This window comes from Sulfitobacter sp. PM12, assembly GCF_045586035.1.
GTDB lineage: Bacteria > Pseudomonadota > Alphaproteobacteria > Rhodobacterales > Rhodobacteraceae > Sulfitobacter > Sulfitobacter pontiacus.
This window is the reverse complement of the sequence record NZ_CP151529.1, coordinates 1,677,959-1,696,286: the sequence shown is the minus strand read 5'-3', so window position 1 is coordinate 1,696,286 and position 18,328 is coordinate 1,677,959. Positions and strand designations below refer to the sequence as shown.

The 18,328-nt window shown below is 62.2% G+C and carries 19 protein-coding genes; 11 read left to right on the top strand and 8 right to left on the bottom strand.

Features of this window, described 5'->3' with window-relative positions:
• The first annotated feature begins 33 nt into the window (after nt 1-33).
• A complete protein-coding gene (locus AADW22_RS08180; RefSeq protein ID WP_407473450.1) occupies nt 34-1,218 on the top strand; it encodes a cytochrome P450 in 1,185 nt (394 codons plus the stop codon).
• A gap of 24 nt (nt 1,219-1,242) precedes the next feature.
• Here the strand turns inward: AADW22_RS08180 and AADW22_RS08175 are convergent, their stop codons facing one another.
• Nucleotides 1,243-1,704, bottom strand: coding sequence for an Lrp/AsnC family transcriptional regulator (locus tag AADW22_RS08175; RefSeq protein WP_005853026.1), 462 nt, complete (start codon nt 1,702-1,704; stop codon nt 1,243-1,245).
• 141 nt (nt 1,705-1,845) lie between these two features.
• Between AADW22_RS08175 and cysG the strand changes: the two genes are divergently transcribed.
• The 6 genes from cysG (at nt 1,846) to AADW22_RS08145 (ending at nt 7,313) form a co-directional block, all read left to right on the top strand.
• Nucleotides 1,846-3,240: a siroheme synthase CysG gene (gene cysG / locus AADW22_RS08170; protein WP_407473449.1), complete on the top strand. Its 1,395-nt coding sequence runs from the start codon at nt 1,846-1,848 to the stop codon at nt 3,238-3,240.
• The gene (locus AADW22_RS08165) at nt 3,240-3,536 is read left to right on the top strand and encodes a DUF2849 domain-containing protein (RefSeq protein ID WP_184582295.1); all 297 of its coding nucleotides are present in this window, start codon (nt 3,240-3,242) and stop codon (nt 3,534-3,536) included. Before cysG ends, AADW22_RS08165 begins: the two co-directional genes overlap by 1 nt.
• Nucleotides 3,536-5,200, top strand: a complete 1,665-nt coding sequence (locus AADW22_RS08160; protein WP_407473448.1) for a nitrite/sulfite reductase — start codon at nt 3,536-3,538, stop codon at nt 5,198-5,200. The genes AADW22_RS08165 and AADW22_RS08160 overlap by 1 nt, the downstream gene beginning before the upstream one ends.
• The gene (locus tag AADW22_RS08155; RefSeq protein ID WP_005853020.1) at nt 5,190-5,978 is read left to right on the top strand and encodes a phosphoadenylyl-sulfate reductase; all 789 of its coding nucleotides are present in this window, start codon (nt 5,190-5,192) and stop codon (nt 5,976-5,978) included. The genes AADW22_RS08160 and AADW22_RS08155 overlap by 11 nt, the downstream gene beginning before the upstream one ends.
• A complete protein-coding gene (locus tag AADW22_RS08150) occupies nt 5,975-6,388 on the top strand; it encodes a DUF934 domain-containing protein (protein WP_005853018.1) in 414 nt (137 codons plus the stop codon). The genes AADW22_RS08155 and AADW22_RS08150 overlap by 4 nt, the downstream gene beginning before the upstream one ends.
• Nucleotides 6,389-6,476: 88 nt before the next feature.
• Nucleotides 6,477-7,313, top strand: a complete 837-nt coding sequence (locus AADW22_RS08145; protein ID WP_064216053.1) for a ferredoxin--NADP reductase — start codon at nt 6,477-6,479, stop codon at nt 7,311-7,313.
• Between the two features lie 111 nt (nt 7,314-7,424).
• Here the strand turns inward: AADW22_RS08145 and AADW22_RS08140 are convergent, their stop codons facing one another.
• Nucleotides 7,425-8,207 carry a hypothetical protein gene (locus AADW22_RS08140; RefSeq protein ID WP_407473447.1) on the bottom strand — a complete coding sequence of 261 codons (783 nt, stop codon included), beginning with the start codon at nt 8,205-8,207 and terminating at the stop codon, nt 7,425-7,427.
• A gap of 217 nt (nt 8,208-8,424) precedes the next feature.
• Here AADW22_RS08140 and infC point away from each other — a divergent pair, with 217 nt between their 5' ends.
• Complete coding sequence (infC, locus tag AADW22_RS08135) at nt 8,425-8,973, top strand: translation initiation factor IF-3 (RefSeq protein WP_037944998.1); 549 nt, start codon at nt 8,425-8,427, stop codon at nt 8,971-8,973.
• A gap of 79 nt (nt 8,974-9,052) precedes the next feature.
• On the opposite strand, the gene AADW22_RS08130 is transcribed toward infC, so the two are convergent.
• From AADW22_RS08130 to AADW22_RS08105, 6 genes are all read right to left on the bottom strand, one after another.
• Complete coding sequence (locus AADW22_RS08130) at nt 9,053-11,050, bottom strand: OmpA family protein (RefSeq protein WP_407473446.1); 1,998 nt, start codon at nt 11,048-11,050, stop codon at nt 9,053-9,055.
• A 162-nt stretch (nt 11,051-11,212) separates the two neighbouring features.
• Entirely contained in the window at nt 11,213-12,004 is a 792-nt protein-coding gene (locus AADW22_RS08125) for a xanthine dehydrogenase family protein subunit M (RefSeq protein WP_005853008.1), read from the bottom strand.
• 152 nt (nt 12,005-12,156) lie between these two features.
• Nucleotides 12,157-14,520: a xanthine dehydrogenase family protein molybdopterin-binding subunit gene (locus AADW22_RS08120; RefSeq protein ID WP_286779986.1), complete on the bottom strand. Its 2,364-nt coding sequence runs from the start codon at nt 14,518-14,520 to the stop codon at nt 12,157-12,159.
• A 192-nt stretch (nt 14,521-14,712) separates the two neighbouring features.
• Entirely contained in the window at nt 14,713-15,198 is a 486-nt protein-coding gene (locus AADW22_RS08115; protein ID WP_005853005.1) for a (2Fe-2S)-binding protein, read from the bottom strand.
• 131 nt (nt 15,199-15,329) lie between these two features.
• Complete coding sequence (locus AADW22_RS08110) at nt 15,330-16,313, bottom strand: molybdopterin-binding protein (RefSeq protein ID WP_407473445.1); 984 nt, start codon at nt 16,311-16,313, stop codon at nt 15,330-15,332.
• Entirely contained in the window at nt 16,310-17,278 is a 969-nt protein-coding gene (locus tag AADW22_RS08105; RefSeq protein WP_407473444.1) for an XdhC family protein, read from the bottom strand. The genes AADW22_RS08110 and AADW22_RS08105 overlap by 4 nt, the downstream gene beginning before the upstream one ends.
• Nucleotides 17,279-17,432: 154 nt before the next feature.
• On the opposite strand from AADW22_RS08105, the gene AADW22_RS08100 reads away from it, so the two are divergent.
• Genes AADW22_RS08100 through grxD form a run of 3 tightly spaced genes read left to right on the top strand, consistent with a single transcriptional unit; the run spans nt 17,433 to nt 18,278 of the window.
• Nucleotides 17,433-17,669, top strand: coding sequence for a BolA/IbaG family iron-sulfur metabolism protein (locus AADW22_RS08100; protein WP_005853000.1), 237 nt, complete (start codon nt 17,433-17,435; stop codon nt 17,667-17,669).
• Nucleotides 17,670-17,673: 4 nt separating this feature from the next.
• Nucleotides 17,674-17,919, top strand: a complete 246-nt coding sequence (locus AADW22_RS08095) for a hypothetical protein (RefSeq protein ID WP_009826787.1) — start codon at nt 17,674-17,676, stop codon at nt 17,917-17,919.
• Nucleotides 17,916-18,278, top strand: coding sequence for a Grx4 family monothiol glutaredoxin (gene grxD / locus AADW22_RS08090; RefSeq protein WP_005852996.1), 363 nt, complete (start codon nt 17,916-17,918; stop codon nt 18,276-18,278). Before AADW22_RS08095 ends, grxD begins: the two co-directional genes overlap by 4 nt.
• Nucleotides 18,279-18,328: the final 50 nt, after the last annotated feature.

Below are 18,328 nucleotides of genomic sequence, written 5' to 3'. Positions count from 1 at the left end.
CAAAGACCAGAGCCGCAGCTATTGCTAGGCCCCATGAAAACACTGAACCTTTCCCCGCTTGATCCCGACTTCGTCCAAAACCCCTATGCCGCCTACACGCGCGCACGTGCGCAGGGCCCCGTGCTGTTCTGGCAAGACTACGGGATGATGGCCGCTTTTGATGCGGCGACGGTGCAGGCCTTGCTGCGTGACCGCCGCTTGGGCCGCGAGACCCCTTCCGACCAGCGCAAGCCCACGCCCGATCACATGCGCGACTTCTATGCGGTGGAAGACCAATCGATGCTCGAGCTTGAGCCGCCAACCCACACCCGTCTGCGCGGGTTGGTGCTGCGTGCCTTTACCTCGCGCCGGATTGCCGGCCTCGCCCCCGAGATCGAAGAGATCGCCCAAGCCCTGCTGGCCGACCTGCCCAAGGGCGAGGCCTTTGACCTGATCCCGGCTTTTTGCACCCAATTGCCCGTGCGCATCATCGCGCGGCTGCTTGGCGTGCCAGAGGATATGTGGCCCGACCTGCTGCGCTGGTCCAATGACATGGTCGCCGTCTACCAGATCGGCCGGACCCGCGCGACCGAAGAGGCCGCCAATACCGCCGCCGCAGATTTCACCGCCTTCCTGCGCCGCTATGTCAATGAGCGTCGCCAAGACCCGCGTGACGACCTGATCACCCAGTTGATCGCCGCCGAAGAAGACGGCGAAAAACTGAGCACGGATGCGCTGATCGGCACGTGTATCCTGCTGCTGAACGCAGGGCACGAGGCGACGGTACACGCGCTTGGCATCGGGATCGCCTGCTTGCTCGAAAATAACACGCCCGCCAGCGCCCTCGCCCCCGATGCGATCAACGCCACGGTCGAAGAGATCCTGCGCTACGACCCGCCCCTGCATGTCTTTGAACGTTTCGCCTACGAGGATATCGAACTGGGCGACGTCACGCTGGAAAAGGGCCGCAAAATTGCACTGGTGCTAGGGGCCGCAGGCCGCGATCCCGCGCTTTACGACCAGCCCGATGTGTTCGACCCGACCCGTCCGGCCAAGGCCCATGCGGCCTTTGGCGGTGGTCTGCATTTCTGCGTCGGCGCGCCGCTGGCGCGATTGGAAATGCAGATCGCGTTACGTGCGCTTTTTGACCATGCGCCGAACCTGCAACTGGCCGAAGCACCGCGTTTTGCCAATACCTACCATTTCCACAAGCTGGAACGGTTGATGGTGACGATCTAAGTCGCGCCTCCCCGCGCCACGGCGTTACAGCGGCAGCATCGTGGTCGATTTGATCTCTTCCATCGACAGCAACGCTGTGACGTTGTGCACGCGGACCTCTGAAATCAGCGCCTGATAAAAAGCATCATAGGCGCGGGCGTTCTTGACGCGGACCTTCAGGATATAGTCGATGTCCCCCGCCAGCCGGTGCGCTTCTTGCACTTCGGGACGGTTTTTCAATGCCTTGAGGAACGCCGCCTGCCAGTCGGCCTCGTGGGACGACGTGCGGATCAACACGAAGAAACACGCCTCGAAGCCAAGCGCCTCTGCGTCCAGCACAACCGTATGCTGCCCGATCACCCCGGCCTCGCGCAGTTTACGAATCCGGTTCCACACAGGGGTCTTGGAACTGCCGACCTCGCGCGCGATATCGTCCAATGACTGGCTGGCATCGCGTTGTAACTGCGCTAGAATTTTCCGGTCCACGTCATCGATCCGAACGTCCATTCTGCTTTTCCTTCACTCTGTGGTCTGTTGTTCTGTTTGCAAGGCTGAATGGAACGTACGTCCTTATATCCCCAGACACCTAGCGCCTTATTGGAATTATTTCCTATATAGAGCTCAAGCTAAGCGCAAGGACCGAACCACATGGATCATTTCCCAATCTACCTGTCCACCAAGGGCCAGCGCATCGTCTTGTCAGGCGGTGGCGAAGCGGCTTTGGCCAAGCTGCGCCTGCTGCTCAAGACCGAAGCCAAGATCAGCGTCTTCGCCCTAACCCCCGCGCCCGAGATCGCGGCATGGGCCGATGCGGGTCGTCTGACGCTGCACACCCGCGCCCTGCGCCACGGCGATGTGCTGTGTGCGAAACTCTTCTACGCTGCCGATGAAGACGAGACCGAAGACGCCCGCACCGCCGCGATTGCGCGTGCCGAAGGGGCCTTGGTCAATATCGTCGACAATCTGCACGACAGCGCCTTTATCACCCCCGCCATCGTCGACCGTGACCCCGTGACCATCGCCATCGGCACCGAAGGCGCGGCCCCCGTGCTGGCCCGTGCGATCAAGGCCGATCTGGAAGAGCGCCTGCCCACAACGCTGGGAACACTGGCGCGGATCGGCAAGGGGTTCCGCAAGATGGCCGACGCCCTGCCCTTTGGCCGCCCGCGCCGCGACTTCTGGCGCGACTATTACTTTGCCGCCGGCCCCCGCGCCGTAGCGGATGGCAAGGCGGCCGTCGAAAACGCGCTGAACACGCTGCTGTCCGACCACCAGTCCCGCGCCGCGCGTGCCGGTCACATCGCCTTCGTCGGCGGCGGCCCCGGTGACCCCGAACTGCTGACCCTCAAGGCGCGCCGCGCATTGGACGAGGCCGATGTGGTGATTTACGACCGGCTGATCAGCCCCGAGATCCTCGAACTCGCCCGCCGCGAGGCGCTGATGATCGACGTGGGCAAGGAAGGCTTCGGCCCCTCTACCGCGCAGGAAACCATCAACGATCTGCTGGTCGAACACGCGCAGGCGGGGGCCCAGGTGGTCCGTCTTAAATCCGGTGACGCCACCATCTTTGGCCGCCTGGACGAAGAGATCGACGCCGTGGACGCCCATGGCATCGGCTGGCACATCGTGCCGGGGATCACCTCCGCCTCTGCCGCCGTCGCAACCATCGGGCAAAGCCTGACGAAACGCGGGCGCAACGCCTCTGTCCGGTTCCTGACGGGTCATGACATGAAAGGGTTCGCCGATCATGACTGGGCCGCTTTGGCCCGCCCGGGCGAGGTCGCCGCGATCTATATGGGCAAGAAATCCGCGCGGTTCATCCAAGGCCGCCTGCTGATGCACGGGGCCGATCGCAGCACGCCTGTCACGCTGGTCGAAAACGCCTCGCGCGCGGATCAGCGGATTGTCGAGACCACGCTGGACCGTCTGCCCACCGACCTGAACGCGGCCAATCTGACCGGCCCCGCCCTGACTTTCTATGGGCTGGCACCCCGTGCCGCCGCCCGCGCCACCACCGAACTGTTTCAAGAGGAGATGGCATAATGGCCAAGCCCTTCACCCCCAAAGTCGTCACCGCCAATGCCTTGCTGGAAGGCGACGTGATCTACCAGACCGCCACCGGCTGGACCCGCAAACTGGAAGAGGCCGAAGTCCTGACCGACGAGGCCGTCGCCGATGTGCGTCTGATCGATGCGATCCAGCAAGCCGACCTGACCGTCGGGGCCTATCTGGCCGATGTCGACACCAGCACAAACACACCCAAGCCATCGCATTTCCGCGAAGCATTCCGCGCCAAGGGTCCAAGCAACTACACCCACGGCAAGCAGGAGGTTCAATAATGTACAGCTACACCGAATTTGACGATGCCTTCATCGCCGAACGCAACGCACAGTTCCGCGCACAGGTCGAACGCCGCATCGACGGTTCCCTGACCGAGGATGAATTCAAGCCCCTGCGCCTGATGAACGGGCTCTATCTGCAGCTGCATGCCTATATGCTGCGGGTCGCGATCCCCTATGGCACGCTCAGCAGCCGCCAGATGCACAAGCTGGCCGATATCGCTGCCAAATGGGATAAGGGCTACGGCCATTTTACCACGCGCCAGAACATCCAGTACAACTGGCCCCAGCTGCGTGATGTCCCCGATATGCTGGACGCGCTGGCCGAAGTGAACATGCACGCCATCCAGACCAGCGGCAACACCATCCGCAACGTGACCGCCGACCATTTCGCCGGTGCCGCCGCGGATGAAATCGCCGATCCGCGCCCCGTGGCCGAACTGATCCGGCAGTGGTCCACCGACCACCCCGAATTCCAGTTCCTGCCGCGCAAGTTCAAGGTCGCTGTCTCTGGCGCGCCCCATGACCGTGCGGTGATCAAGGCCCATGATATCGGCCTGCAAATCGTCGCGAAAGACGGCGAGATCGGCTATCAAGTCATTGTCGGCGGTGGCCTTGGCCGGACCCCGATGATCGGCAAGGTGCTTTACGACTTCGTCAGCTCCGAAGACCTGCTGCCCACGCTCGAGGCCATTGTCTCGGTCTATAACCTGTTGGGCCGCCGCGATAATAAATACAAAGCGCGGATCAAAATCACCGTGCATGAGAACGGCATCGACGACATCCGCGCACGGGTGGACGCCCGCTACGCGCTGATCCGTCCGCAGTTCACCGGCGTCGACCAGCAGATGCTGTCGCGGATCGAGGCGGATTTCGCCAGCCCGACGTTCAAGACCGCCCCGACGGACGCCTATACTGCTGCCTATGACAGCGATCCCGTGTTCAAAAGTTGGGCCGACACCAACCTGACCGACCACCGCGATCCGTCCTACGCGATCGTGTCGATCAGCCTCAAGGCCCATGGCAAGACCCCGGGCGACGCCACTGCCGAACAGATGCACCGTATGGCTGAACTGGCGGCCGAATACGGCCATGACGAACTGCGCATCAGCCACGAGCAGAACGTGATCCTGCCCCATGTGCACCGCGGCGACCTGCCCGCCTTGCACGCGGCGTTGAAAGAGGTCGGCCTTGCCACGGCCAATATCGGCCTGATCAGCGATATCATCGCCTGCCCCGGCATGGACTACTGCGCGCTGGCGACAGCCCGCTCGATCCCGATTGCCCAGGAAATCGCGACCCGCTTTGACGAGCTGAAGCTGGAACACGATGTCGGTCCGCTCAAGATCAAGATCTCGGGCTGCATCAATGCCTGCGGCCACCACCACGTGGGCCACATCGGGATTCTCGGGCTCGACCGCGCCGGTGTCGAAAACTACCAGATCACTCTGGGCGGTGACGGCACCGAAAACGCCGCCATCGGAGAGCGCGCCGGTCCGGGCTTTTCCGCCGACGACATTATCCCGGCGATTGAACGGTTGGTAAAAGGCTACCTCGACCTGCGCAGCGACGCGGGCGAGACCTTCTTGCAAACCTATCGTCGCCTCGGTCTTGCCCCGTTCAAGGCCGTCCTCTACCCGGAAGCACAAGCCAATGCCGCGTGATCAACTGACACTTCCAAATGGGGAAAAAATCCTCCCCGAAGGGCCGGACCGCGTCGCAGCGCTGACCCGTCAGGTGGAAAAGCTGAACGATGGCCTGCGCCATCACAGCGCCACCGACGTGCTGCGTGCCGCGATCGACAATGTGCCCAATCTGGCGCTTGTCTCAAGCTTCGGGGCGGAATCCGTCGCCCTGTTGCACCTTGCCTCTATGGTGAAACGTGATCTGCCGGTGTTGTTCATCGACACAGAGATGCTCTTTGCTGAAACGCTGGTCTATCAGCAAGAGCTGAGCGAACGGTTGGGGCTGCGCAATGTGCAGACGATCCGGGCGCAGGACGTGGCAGAGAAAGACCCCGACGGGACACTGCATCTGCGCGACCCGGACGCCTGCTGTGCCTTCCGCAAGACCGTGCCCCTGCAGCACGCGCTAGAGGGATTCGACGGTTGGATCACGGGGCGCAAGCGGTTCCAGTCCGGCACCCGCGCCAGCCTGCCGTTCTTCGAGGTCGAAACCCCCGCCGATGCGCCTGCGCGGATCAAGGTGAACCCGCTGGCCCATTGGCAGGCCTCCGACGTGTCGGACTATATCGACGAGAACCGCCTGCCCCGGCACCCGCTGGTGGCCCAAGGCTACCCCAGCATCGGTTGCGCCCCCTGCACCACCAAGGTGAAACCGGGCGAAGACCCCCGCGCCGGCCGCTGGAGAAACATTGAAAAAGAAGAATGCGGCATCCATTTTGTCGATGGCAAGATGGTCCGCACAGGAGCAAAGACATGACACAGTTGATCAATGATCAGGGGTTTGTGGCGGATGATTTCGCCACGCCCTACGCCCCCTTCGATGCTGCTGAAGGCGTAGAGGCGGGTGCGACCGCCCTTGACGTCCCCTCTGATGTGCAACCGGAAACGATCCCTGTGGATGGTGCGATCTCGATGATCCGCGTGGCCTTCCCCAGCTCGGCCGACGGGCGTGGCTTTACCATCGCGCGCCAGCTGCGTCTGCGTGGCTACACCGGGCGGCTGCGCGCACATGGGCATGTGATTGCGGACCAATACGCCATGGCGCGCCGGTCGGGCTTTGACGAGGTCGAGATCCCCGATGATCTGGCCGCCCGTCAACCGCAGGACCAATGGTTGGCCCGCGCAAACTGGCAAGAGCATAATTATCAGGCGCGTCTGCGCGGCTGATCGGGGTTTTCGCCCCAAGATGCTTTCCCTGCCCCCTCCCTTCCCCTAGAGAAAGGCTGCGTGCCGCGATCCGCGCGTAGATGAAATTATGACCGAGCAGAATGTAGTGACCCAAACCGACGCCAAACCCGTACCCACGTTGCCTGACGCGCAGACCGTGACTTCTGTCAAACACTGGACGGACCGGCTGTTTTCCTTCCGCGTGACCCGCCCTGCGTCCTTGCGCTTTCGCTCGGGCGAGTTTGTGATGATCGGCCTGATGGGCGATCCGCACCCCGAGACCGGCAAGCAAAAGCCGTTGCTGCGCGCCTATTCCATCGCCTCGCCCTCCTGGGACGAAGAGCTGGAGTTCTATTCGATCAAGGTGCAGGACGGCCCGCTGACCTCGAAGCTACAACACATCCAGCCCGGCGACCAGATCATCCTGCGGCCCAAGCCCGTCGGTACGCTGGTGCATGACGCGCTGCTGCCCGGCAAACGTCTGTGGCTTTTCGCCACCGGCACAGGCTTTGCGCCCTTTGCCTCGCTGCTGCGCGAACCGGAGACCTACGAGAAATTCGACCAGATCATCATGACCCACACCACCCGTGATGTGGCCGAGCTGGACTATGGCCGCACGCTGGTCGAGAGCCTTGCCGATGATCCGCTGATCGGCGAGATGATCGGCGACAAGCTGGTCTACTACCCCACCACCACCCGTGAACAAAGCCCCAAGATGGGCCGCATCACCAATCTGCTGCAGGACGGCACGGTGTTCAAAGACCTCGGCATCGACGGGATCAGCGCCGACACCGATCGCGGCATGGTTTGCGGGAGCCTTGAATTCAACAAGGACATCAAGGAGGTGCTTGAAGGTTTCGGGCTCGAGGAAGGGGCGAACTCCGACCCCAAACACTACGTCGTTGAAAAGGCCTTTGTCGGCTGATCCGACGCAGCGGTGCCCTTGCATGGGGCACCAGGGATAAAACAAAAGCCGCGCTCTCTTTCGAGGCGCGGCTTTTTCATGTCTGGCGGATCGGCTTTGCGTGGGCCGCGCTTAAAGCGCCAGCGCCTCGCGGATCCGTGCCAGGATCGCGCGCAGGGCATCGGGATTTTCACCGGCGGTGACCAGCCCTTGCTTCAGCAGCGCTTTTTGCGTGGCGGGCAGATCAGAGGTGTCGATCATGGTTTGCACCCTCTCCAGATCAAAGCCATCGACGGTGGTCAACTGCTCTGGCGTATTGGCATCGGCGGTGACGTCGGCCTGAACTTCTGTATCGGCTGCAGCCCCCGCATCTGTGCTCGCCTGTGCATCTGTCGCGGCCACGGCGGCGGCTTCTTCCTCTTGAACCGCTGCGGCGTCTGCCTCGGCTTGCGGGTCAGCGGCGGGTGCCGTGCCCGCTTGCGTGGTGCTGGCGGCATCGCTCGCCTCTGCATCGCTGGCAGCCATGGCATCGGCCTCTGCGCTGGTGGAAACCTCCGCGTTGCCTTCTGCGGTATCATTCGCCGCTTGCGTTGCATCCTCGGCGATCTGCTTGCCCGCGTTCATGGCATCCTCGCCCGCCTCGGCCGCGGCATCGGCCACATCCTCGGCCGCTTCCGACAGCGCGTCGGCTGCGGTATTCGCGGCCTCGGTGGTGGCTTCTACCGCCTCGGTCACTGCGCCCTCTGTCGCATCGACAGCGTCGCCCACAGCTTCGGTCGCACTTTCCAGCGCGGCGGGAGCATTGACGGCATCCGACGCATCGGTCGCAATCTCCTGGACCGAACGGCCCGAATACAACATGTACGCGCCAAGCGCGATCACCCCTGCGATGACAATCCAGATGAGGTTTTTCATGATGCTGTGGTTCCTTTGAACTTTGTTAATCCCCTGCTGCACATACTATATGCCAACACATAGCGTCAAATGCGCGATACGCTGCTTCCCCTTGGGTAAATCCCCCAAAAATACGCGGTTTTACCCTGTATATGCGCCATTTTGCGACTTGAAGAAGACCATGAGCAGGTTTACCTTCCGTGCTCGACATCAGTACAACAATCAAAGGAAGACCATCATCGCTCGCAGACCGCATAACGCGCCGCCGCAAAGAGACACCGGCCCGCGCATCAACGAAAACATCCGCGCCAACGAAATCCGCCTGATCGGTGCGGATGGGGAAAACGTCGGCGTCGTGACACCGGATCGCGCCATGGAAATGGCTGTTGATGCCGGACTTGATCTGGTCGAGATTTCGCCCAATGCCAACCCGCCCGTGTGCAAGATCATGGACTTTGGCAAATTCAAGTATGAGACGCAAAAGCGTGAAGCCGAAGCGCGCAAGAAACAAAAAATCATCGAGATCAAAGAGGTCAAGTTCCGCCCGAACACCGATACCAATGACTATGACGTCAAGATGCGTAACGTGTTCAAGTTCCTCGACAATGGGGACAAGGTAAAGATCACGCTGCGGTTCCGCGGCCGTGAGATGGCCCACCAGAACCTTGGCCGCGAGCTGCTTGAACGCGTTGCCGAAGACACCAAAGAAGTCGGCCGCGTTGAAAACTTCCCGAAGATGGAAGGCCGCCAGATGGTCATGCTCATCGGGCCGCTGCCAAGCAAATAATACCGGGTCTTACAGTCCCGAGACGCAAAAAGCCCCCGCAGTTTCCTGCGGGGGCTTTTCTATGTCTTGAAAGTCGCGGTTACTGACGCAGCAGACCTGTGATGTTGCGCACAACCGCACGACGGTTGGCGGGTTCGGCGGTCTCGGTCGGTACTTTCAACGCGCTTTCACCGTAGCCTTGGGTGATCAGGTTGGCTGGCGGCACGTCAAAATACTCGGTCAGGGCCAATGCAACGGTCTCGGCACGACGGTCAGACAGCGCAAGGTTGTAGCCCGCATTGCCAACCGCATCGGTGTGCCCTTCCACAAGGATCACAGTGCGCGGATCATCCTTGATGGCATTGCTGATCGCGGTCCCGATCTTGGACAGCGCACGGGCCTGTTCAGGCTGGATTGCAGCCGACCCTGTGGCAAAACGTACAGCGTCCAGCTCGATCTCCGGGGCTAGGGCACGGACCTGACGGACATCACGCACCTGACGCAGCGAATACCGCTGGGCCTGATCCCCACGCAGCTGCGTTTGCAACGCGGCACGCAGCGCTTCCTCGTTCTGCTGGCTGGCCAGCGTATTGGCCTGCGGACGGACCTGAGGCAGCTCGTTCACCACGATACGTTCTTCGGCTTGGGTGTCATCGAACAGCACATATTCATTGCCCTGCGGATCGACGTTGATCCGGCGCAATACGGTGCCGTCCCGACCCAGAATGGTCACGATCTTGCTGCCGTTAGGCTTGATCACAGTGGTGCGCGAAGAACCGTCGTTGAACGTCTCGCGGCGGACTTCGTCACCGGCCTGACGCACAAGCGCGTCATCGTCTTTCAAAACGCGCAGATCCCCATTCGGATCTTCAACAACCAGACGGTCACCCGAGTTGCTCACGACCTTCGAGCCGTTGTTCAGGATCGATCCGACAGCCACGGCACCGATGCCGACAAGCAGGGCTTTCTCGAACTTGCTCAGCCCGTCGTCGTCATCCTTTTTGGCTTGCGTATTGGCCTCGGCAGAGGTGTCACCGGTGACGGCCGTCGAAAATTCTTCATTCGACGCGCGCGTGTCTTCTTCGGTGATCTCTTCTACCACAACGTCGGCCTTGGCTTCACCGCTGTCAGCAGCGGCGGCGGCTTCGGCAGCAGCGGCTGCATCAGCGGCGCGCTGTTCCTGACGGGCTTCTTCCGCAGCCTGTTCGGCGGCAAGATCAGCGGCGATCTGCTCTTCCGTTTGCTGCTGGGTTTCGGCCTCTGCCTGAGTTTCAGTGTCGGAAGAGCTGTCTGCCGGCACGTCGGTCTGGGCTTGGGTTTCTTCGGTCGACTCAGTCTCTGCCGGCTCTGCCTGAGCTTGCGCCTCTGCCTCTACGCCAGCATCGCTTTCAGCGGCAGGAGCATCTGCCTGTGTCTCGGCAGACTGCGCTTCAGGGCTGTCCGAGGTTTCGGCAGCCGCAGCGGCGTCTTGCTCTGCCTCGGCTTCGGCTGCAGCCTTGGCTTCAGCGTCTGCGGCGATCTGTGCAGCGACCGCATCCTCACGCTCTGCTTCGGCCTGCGCTTCGGCGGCAGCAGCTTCCTCTGCCTCGGCGGCTTGTGCGTCTGCAGCGGCCTGAGCTTCGGCGGCCTCTTGTTCAGCGGCCTGCGCGGCGGCGGCGGCTTCTGCATCTGCTGCAGCTTGCGCCTCAGCAGCTTCTGCTTCAGCGGCAGCGGCGGCGGCCTCTGCGTCGGCAGCGGCTTGCTCTTCCGCGGCGGCTTGGGCTTCTGCAGTGGCAGCGGCTTCGGCCTCGGCGGCGGCGGCAGCTTGCTCTTCCGCGGCGTCTACGGTTTCAGCGGCGGCTTCTGCATCGGGCTCGGCTTGCGCGTCGGTCTGGGCTTCCGCCTCAAGACCAAGGGCCTGCGCCAGATCACCGTCGGCACGCAAAGTCATCATCTGATCCGCATCCGCCACGACACTGCCGTCAGGCAGCACACATGGGAACACGGTTTGCTCCCCTTCGGCCACGCAGCTTTCTGTTGTCTGGGCAAAACCACCTGTGGGCAAAGCCAGCGCCAAACACATGGTCAAAGAGGTCGTCGATTTCAAAAGTTTATACATTCCTAATCCTCACGGGGTTATGGACGCCGTTCGGGCAGCGTTACGGCACAACACCGGTGCTGCAAAATCGTTCCCAACCCTGCGCAAGTGATAATCATCCAGACAGCAAAAAACCGCCCCAAGGTTTCCCAAGGGGCGGTTTTCATTGAAGTATCGAGTGGCTTAGGTCAGCGCGGCAACTGCCCGTTTTGTCATCACAGCAACCAGATGCGCACGGTAGTCACCACTGCCGTGCAGATCGCTGATCATACCGTCACCGGGCAAGCTCAACCCCGACAGGGCATCCACGGCAAAACTCCCGCTCAGCGCGGCTTCTGCATCGCTCCACCGGAAAACGCCATCCTCCGACGCCCCCGTCACCGCGACCCGCACACCGTCAGCGAATTTTGCCACAAACACGGCCACCAGCGGGAAGCGCGAGGCAGGTTGGATGAATTTCTCGTAATGCGCCTTCTCGGGGATCGGGAAACGCACTTCGGTGATGATCTCACCCTCGTCCAGCGCGGTGGCGAACATCCCCTCAAAGAAATCATCCGCCGCGATCTCGCGCGCGTTGGTCACGATCGTCGCACCGCTGGCAAGCACCCCTGCCGGATAACAGGCCGAGGGGTCGTTATTCGCGACCGATCCGCCGATGGTGCCACGGTTGCGCACGGCCGGATCTCCGATCCGCGCGGCCAGACTGGCCAGCCCGGGGTAATGCGCCTCTGCTTCTTTGGCGACGGTCGCATGTACGGTGCCCCCACCGATACACAGACGACCGTCATCGCCCATACGCACACCGCGCATGTCCTCGATCCCGCTCAGCGACACCAGAACCGACGGCATCGCCAAGCGCGCCTTCAGCGTGGGGATCAGCGTTTGCCCGCCACTTAACGGTTGCGCCTCGTCCTGCCCCAATGCCGAGACCGCCTCGGCCACTGTCGCGGGTTTCACTACATCAAAATCATACATCTTGCGTCCTTCCAATCTCAAAGCGGGCCTTGGCCTCTGCGCCGCTCTTCATTTTGCCAATAAACTCCGGGGGCGCGGGGGCTGGCCCCCGCTGCACCTATTTTTTTCGCGCCACGGCGCGAAGATGCAGCCCCCCGCCTTGTCTCATCCTCTTAACCGTTCATCGCCGCCCAAACCCGCGCCGGTGTGACAGGCATGTCGATATGCCCGACATCCTTACCGCCCGATCGCATGGCGTCCAACACCGCATTCACCACCGCAGGCGGCGATCCGATGGCCCCTGCCTCACCGCAGCCTTTCACGCCCAAGGGGTTGTGCGTACAGGGCGTCTGGCACGAATGGTCAACGGTATAGAACGGCAGATCGCTGGCCCGTGGCATCGCGTAATCCATGTAGGACGCGCTGAGCAACTGACCGTCGCTGTCATAGGCGCAATTCTCCATCAGCGCTTGCCCGATGCCTTGCGCGATCCCGCCGTGGACCTGACCGCTGACGATCATCGGGTTGACGATATTGCCAAAGTCATCCGCCGCCGCAAAACGGTCAATGGTGACATGGCCGGTTTCGGGGTCCAACTCGACCTCGCAGGCATAGGCACCGGACGGATAGGTAAAGTTCGAGGGATCGTAGAAAGCCGTTTCCTCTAGACCGGGCTCGATATCCTCCAGCGGGTAGTTATGCGGCACATAGGCAGCCAGCGTCACATCCCCCCAAGCAACGGATTTATCCGTCCCCGCCACGGTAAAGGCCCCGTCTTTCAGCTCGATATCCCCTTCGGAGGCTTCCAGCAGGTGCGACGCGATCTTGGTGGCCTTGGCGATAATCTTCTCTGTGGCGCGGACCATGGCCGACCCGCCGACTGCGAGGGAGCGCGAGCCGTAGGTCCCCATACCCATCGGGGTGTTGGCCGTGTCGCCATGCACGATCTCGACCATCTCTTCGGGGATACCGATCATCTCGGCGATGACCTGAGGGAAGGCGGTTTCATGCCCCTGCCCGTGGCTGTGGCTGCCGGTCATCACGACCAGACCGCCCGTGGCATTGACACGCACGGTGGCGGATTCATACAGACCCGCCCGCGCGCCAAGCTGCCCCACAAGGTTCGAGGGCGCGATGCCGCACGCCTCGATATAGCAGTTCACGCCGAACCCACGGAGCTTGCCCTTGGCCTCGCTTTCCTTGCGGCGCGCGTCGAAACCGGCGAAATCGGCGATCTCTTCAAGCTTGTCCATCGTGGCCACATAATCGCCCGTGTCATATTCCACTGCGACCGGCGTGGCATAGGGGAATTCGGTGATGAAATTCTGTCGCCGCAAGGCAATCGGGTCGACCCCAAGCTCATGGGCGCATTTATCCACCAGCCGTTCCAGCTGATAGGTTGCCTCCGGCCGTCCCGCGCCGCGATAGGCATCGACGGGCACTGTGTTGGTAAACACGGCCTTTACGTTCACATAGATGAGCGGCGTCTTGTAGTTGCCCGCCATCAAGGTGCCGTGCAGCCATGTGGGCACCGACGGCGCGAAGGTCGACAGGTAAGCCCCCATATTCGCGTAAGTGTCCGTGCGCAGCGCGGTAAAGTTATTGTCCGCGTCCAGCGCCATCTGGATCTTGGTCACATGGTCGCGCCCGTGGGCGTCGGACATGAAGGCCTCGGACCGGCTGGAGGTCCATTTCACCGGACGGTTACAGGCTTTGGCGGCAAAGGTGCAGAACGCCTCTTCCTGATAGTGGAAAATCTTGGTGCCGAAACCGCCGCCCACATCGGGGGCCACGACGCGCAGCTTGTGTTCGGGGATGCCCAGAACAAAGGCCCCCATCAGCAGGCGGATCACATGGGGGTTCTGGCTGGTGGTGTAAAGCGTATGATCCCCTGTCCCGCGTGCATAGTCGCCGACGGCGACGCGCGGCTCCATCGGATTGGCGACCAGACGGTTGTTGACCAGTTCCAGCGTGGTGACATGGGCAGCTTCGTCAAAGGCCTTGTCCACGGCGGCCTTGTTCTCTTCGACAAAGCCCCAATCGTAGCAAAGGTTCGAGGTCAGATCGTCATGAACCTTGGGCGCGCCTTCCTGCACGGCCTGCTTCATATCGACGACGGCGGGCAGATCGGTGATATCGACGACGATCGCCTCTGCCGCGTCACGGGCCTGCGACAGGGTTTCCGCCACGACAGCCGCAATCGGTTCGCCTACGTGGCGGACCTTGCCTTCGGCCAGCACGGGGTGGCGCGGCTCTTGCATCGGCTCGCCATGCTTGTCCGTGACCTGCCAGCCGCAGGGGATCGACCCGACCTCGGCGAAATCGGCACCGGTAAAGATCTTCACGACCCCCGGCATCCCTTCCGCCGCCGATGTATCGACCGAATTCAGCACCCCATGGGCAATATCCGAGCGCAGAAAGAACACATGCGCCTGTCCGTGCAGGTTGATATCGTCGGTATAATTCCCCTCACCGGTCAAAAACCGGATATCCTCGCGCCGCTTGCTGCTGGCACCAATTCCGCCGTCCTTTGGCATGGTCAATTCCTCCCTATGGGGCACGGATCGGGTCCGCACCGTCGTATGTGGCTTTTGCGTTTGGCTTTATTCTTATGTCGTCAATCTATGGGTTGCTGCGGTTCCCCGTTTGCGTGGGAAAGCGCGGTTTTCAGGATGGGTGCGCCGTGTCCTCCCGCCCCTGCATCAACAGGGCCGCACGTCGCACGGTGGTTATTCGGCAGCCAGCGCGCTGACGTCCTGACCGGATGCGGCCATGATCGCCTTGACGATGTTATGGTAACCGGTGCAGCGGCAGATATTGCCGTCCAGATAGTGCCGGACCTCTGCCTCGGTCGGCTTGGGGTTGTCTTTCAGCAGCGCCGAGGCCGACATGATCATGCCCGGTGTACAAAAGCCGCATTGCAGCCCGTGGTGGTCCTGAAACGCCTGTTGGATCACTGTCAGCGATCCATCGGGGTTGGCCATGGATTCGATCGTCTTGACCTCGGCCCCGTCCGCTTCGACCGCGAGCATGGTGCAGGCCTTGACCGCCTCGCCGTTGACATGAACCACGCAGGCCCCGCACTGGCTGGTGTCACAGCCGATATGCGTGCCGGTCAGGCTCAGGTTTTCGCGCAGGAATGACGCCAGCAACGTGCGCCCTTCGACGGCACCAGATGCAGGTTTGCCGTTCACGGTCATTTTGACCTCGGTCATGATGTTCCTCCCGTTTTATGTCATGTGTTGGGTCGAGTTAAGCACGCCAAAGGGGCGTTGAGAACAGAAATTTTTCGCATGGGTTGAACTTCGCGGGCGCGGCGCGGCGACGGGCCTTGCGTCAGGGTCGGTCAGCCGCGTCTTGGTTGCGGACGGGTGGCGATCTCTTTCAGCAAGCCGCCCACCCCCATGCGGGCGATATCGCGCGGGGATACCTCTATGCCGCAGATCACCCGCGACAGCACCCAATCCGCGCCATTCAACGCAGGAGAGCGCGCGCAGCCCGGCAGGCCGATCACCGGCCTATCGCCCATCTGCCCCAGAAACAGCAGATTGCCCGGATCAACCGGCATGCCAAAGCGCGAGACCTCTCCGCCCGCGGCGCGCAGGGCCTGCGGGGCCACGTCAGCGATGTCAGAGGTGGCAGAGCCGGTGAGGATCAGCGTCAGCGCCGTATCCGCCGCGGCAATGGCATCGCGCAGAGCGGTGACCTCATGCGGGACCATAACGACTTTATTCAGATCCACATCCAGCGCAGAAAGCCGGTCTGCGATGGCCTTTTTCCCCTTGTCGCCCGCGCCGCCGTCAATCTCGGTGATGATCAGCGTCGCGTCCTTGATTTGCGGTGGCACCAGCCGGATCGCGCCGCGTCCGGCATCACAGGCGGCAGCAAGATCGCTTTGCGCGACGGCGTAAGAGATAATCTTGATCGTCGCCACCATGCCCCCCGCTGCCATCTGCTGGAACGGCGGGACCGTGGCCAGCGTGATCATCGGGTGCACAGCGTTCAACGCTTCAAGCGCGCTCACATCCAGCTGCGCCACCCCCGGCCCATCGGCCAGCAGGTTCACGCGGCCGGTAAAGGCGCGCGTCATCGTCAGATGGGGATGCGCCGCCAGAACGGCCTGCGCGACCTGTGCCGCGGCGGTGTTTTCATCCACATCCCCTGACGCGAGCTGCGCCACAATGATACGGTCGATGCCCTCTGCCCGAAGCGCGGCCAGATGGGAGGGCTCTAGCCGTAACCCCTTGCGCAAACGGCCCGAGGGCAATGCGATGGAATGAGCCAGCACGGCACCCTCGGCCTTCGCCGTGTCGATGGGGCCGAACTTCACGGTTTTCTCAGGGCTTGGATCATCTGCGACAGGATCGACACCGCGATCTCGGGCGGGCTGGCGGCCCCGATGTCCAGCCCGACGGGGCCGTTGATGCGCGCGATGTCGGCGGCGGTAAAGCCCGCCTCTTCCAGCCGTGCCACGCGGGAGGCATGGGTGCGTTTCGATCCGAGCGCCCCGATATAGAAGGCGTCGGACCGGAGTGCGATATGCAGCGCGGGGTCGTCCAGTTTGGGGTCGTGGGTCAGCAGCACAATTGCGCTGCGGGTATCGACGCCGACGGTCTCCATCGCCGCGTCCGGCCAGACGTTGATCACCTGTGCATCGGGAAAACGCGCTTGCGATCCAAACGCCTCGCGCGGGTCGATGACCACGGCGTCAAAGCCCGCGACCTGCGCCATGGGCACCAAGGCTTGCGCGATGTGTACCGCCCCGACGATCACCAGCCGCAGCGGCGGGTTGTGGATCGCGACAAATGTATCGCCATCCTCTTCAACGCCGGAACGGTCCATGCGAAAGCGGTCTGCATAGCCGCCCGTGACCAAGCGCCCCACCCCGCCCGACAGTGGCACCTGATAGGCCACGGGCTGGCGCGCGGCGCGGGCGCGGACGAGGTCGCCCAGAACGTCAAACGGCATCGCCCCTGCGCCCACAGGTTCGACCAACACGCGAATCTTACCGCCGCAGGCCAGCCCCACGGCAAAGGCGTCGCCATCGCTGACGCCATATTCCAGCAAACGCGGCGCGCCGTCCTCGATCGCCTCGAGCGCTTCGACGACCACGGCCCCCTCGACACAACCGCCCGAGACAGAGCCCTGCATCTCGCCATCTGCGGCGATGGCCAGCTGCGCGCCAACCCGTCGCGGGGCAGAGCCCCATGTCTCCACCACCGTGGCCAGCGCGGCCCCGCGGCCCGCTTGTGCCCATGCATAGGCGCGTTCCGGTGCGTTCTCGAAAATCTCCATGGCGGGTGGTCTCCTTACCTTGTCGCGGCGGCGACTGTTCTTATGTAGGGCGTCCCATGCCCCCGCTCAATGAGATAACGGGGAGATAACTTGCACGCCGCCCTGCACACTACTACATCTTGGGCAATGACATGCCAGACGGAGCGCCCCACACATGCCCATGCAAGCCCGCGAAATCGAAGACCTGCTGCGCGAGACCTTTCCAAACGCCAAGATCACCGTCGAAGGCAATGACGGCGTGCATATGGCTGCGATGATCATCGACGAAAGTTTCCGTGGCCAGAACCGCGTGCAACAGCAACGTGCCGTCTATGCCGCGCTCAAGGGCCGGATGGATGGATCGAACGGCGATTTGCACGCGCTGGCGCTGACAACCAAAGCGCCGGATTGATCCGGTGGACCCGATCCTGGTCCTGATCCTCAGCGTCTTGGTGCTGATCGTGGCGGTTCTGCGCGGCCTACAGGCGCTGAAACACACACGCGATACCGAACGCGGATCAAAGCCGGGCAAGGGCTATCACGAAATTGACGCGACCTATCATTCGGGTGGCGGCGGCGGCGGACATCAGACCAACTACCGCATCCCCCGCGACCCTCAAGAATACGCGAAACGCTTTATACCAAAGGACAAATCGAAATGACCGACGCAAAGACGCAAATTCAGGAAACCATCACCGCCAACAATGTTGTGCTGTTCATGAAGGGCAACAAGACGATGCCGCAGTGCGGGTTCTCGTCCCGTGTGGCGGGCGTGTTGAACTATATGAATGTCGACTACACCGACGTAAACGTATTGGCCGACGAAGAGCTGCGTCAGGGGATCAAGGATTTCTCTGACTGGCCCACCATCCCGCAGCTTTACGTCAAAGGCGAATTCGTCGGCGGCTGTGACATCATCACCGAAATGATGCTGTCGGGCGAGCTGGACACGCTGCTGGAAGACAACGGCGTCGCCTTTGACAAAGACGCCGCTGACAAGATCCGCGAAGCCAACGGCTAACAGCTAACAGCTAACGGTCGGCTAACAAAAAAACGGGTGCGCCTTGGATC

Excerpts from the sequence above, each read along its gene's own strand:
- AADW22_RS08160 (WP_407473448.1), top strand. The coding sequence starts at position 3,536 with ATGTACAGCTACACCGAATTTGACGATGCCTTCATCGCCGAACGCAAC.
- AADW22_RS08100 (WP_005853000.1), top strand. The coding sequence starts at position 17,433 with ATGCCCATGCAAGCCCGCGAAATCGAAGACCTGCTGCGCGAGACCTTT.
- AADW22_RS08120 (WP_286779986.1), bottom strand. The coding sequence starts at position 14,520 with ATGCCAAAGGACGGCGGAATTGGTGCCAGCAGCAAGCGGCGCGAGGAT.
- AADW22_RS08130 (WP_407473446.1), bottom strand. The coding sequence starts at position 11,050 with ATGTATAAACTTTTGAAATCGACGACCTCTTTGACCATGTGTTTGGCG.
- cysG (WP_407473449.1), top strand. The coding sequence starts at position 1,846 with ATGGATCATTTCCCAATCTACCTGTCCACCAAGGGCCAGCGCATCGTC.
- AADW22_RS08105 (WP_407473444.1), bottom strand. The coding sequence starts at position 17,278 with ATGGAGATTTTCGAGAACGCACCGGAACGCGCCTATGCATGGGCACAA.
- AADW22_RS08175 (WP_005853026.1), bottom strand. The coding sequence starts at position 1,704 with ATGGACGTTCGGATCGATGACGTGGACCGGAAAATTCTAGCGCAGTTA.
- AADW22_RS08180 (WP_407473450.1), top strand. The coding sequence starts at position 34 with ATGAAAACACTGAACCTTTCCCCGCTTGATCCCGACTTCGTCCAAAAC.
- AADW22_RS08155 (WP_005853020.1), top strand. The coding sequence starts at position 5,190 with ATGCCGCGTGATCAACTGACACTTCCAAATGGGGAAAAAATCCTCCCC.
- AADW22_RS08165 (WP_184582295.1), top strand. The coding sequence starts at position 3,240 with ATGGCCAAGCCCTTCACCCCCAAAGTCGTCACCGCCAATGCCTTGCTG.
- AADW22_RS08140 (WP_407473447.1), bottom strand. The coding sequence starts at position 8,207 with ATGAAAAACCTCATCTGGATTGTCATCGCAGGGGTGATCGCGCTTGGC.
- grxD (WP_005852996.1), top strand. The coding sequence starts at position 17,916 with ATGACCGACGCAAAGACGCAAATTCAGGAAACCATCACCGCCAACAAT.
- AADW22_RS08125 (WP_005853008.1), bottom strand. The coding sequence starts at position 12,004 with ATGTATGATTTTGATGTAGTGAAACCCGCGACAGTGGCCGAGGCGGTC.
- AADW22_RS08150 (WP_005853018.1), top strand. The coding sequence starts at position 5,975 with ATGACACAGTTGATCAATGATCAGGGGTTTGTGGCGGATGATTTCGCC.
- AADW22_RS08115 (WP_005853005.1), bottom strand. The coding sequence starts at position 15,198 with ATGACCGAGGTCAAAATGACCGTGAACGGCAAACCTGCATCTGGTGCC.
- AADW22_RS08145 (WP_064216053.1), top strand. The coding sequence starts at position 6,477 with ATGACCGAGCAGAATGTAGTGACCCAAACCGACGCCAAACCCGTACCC.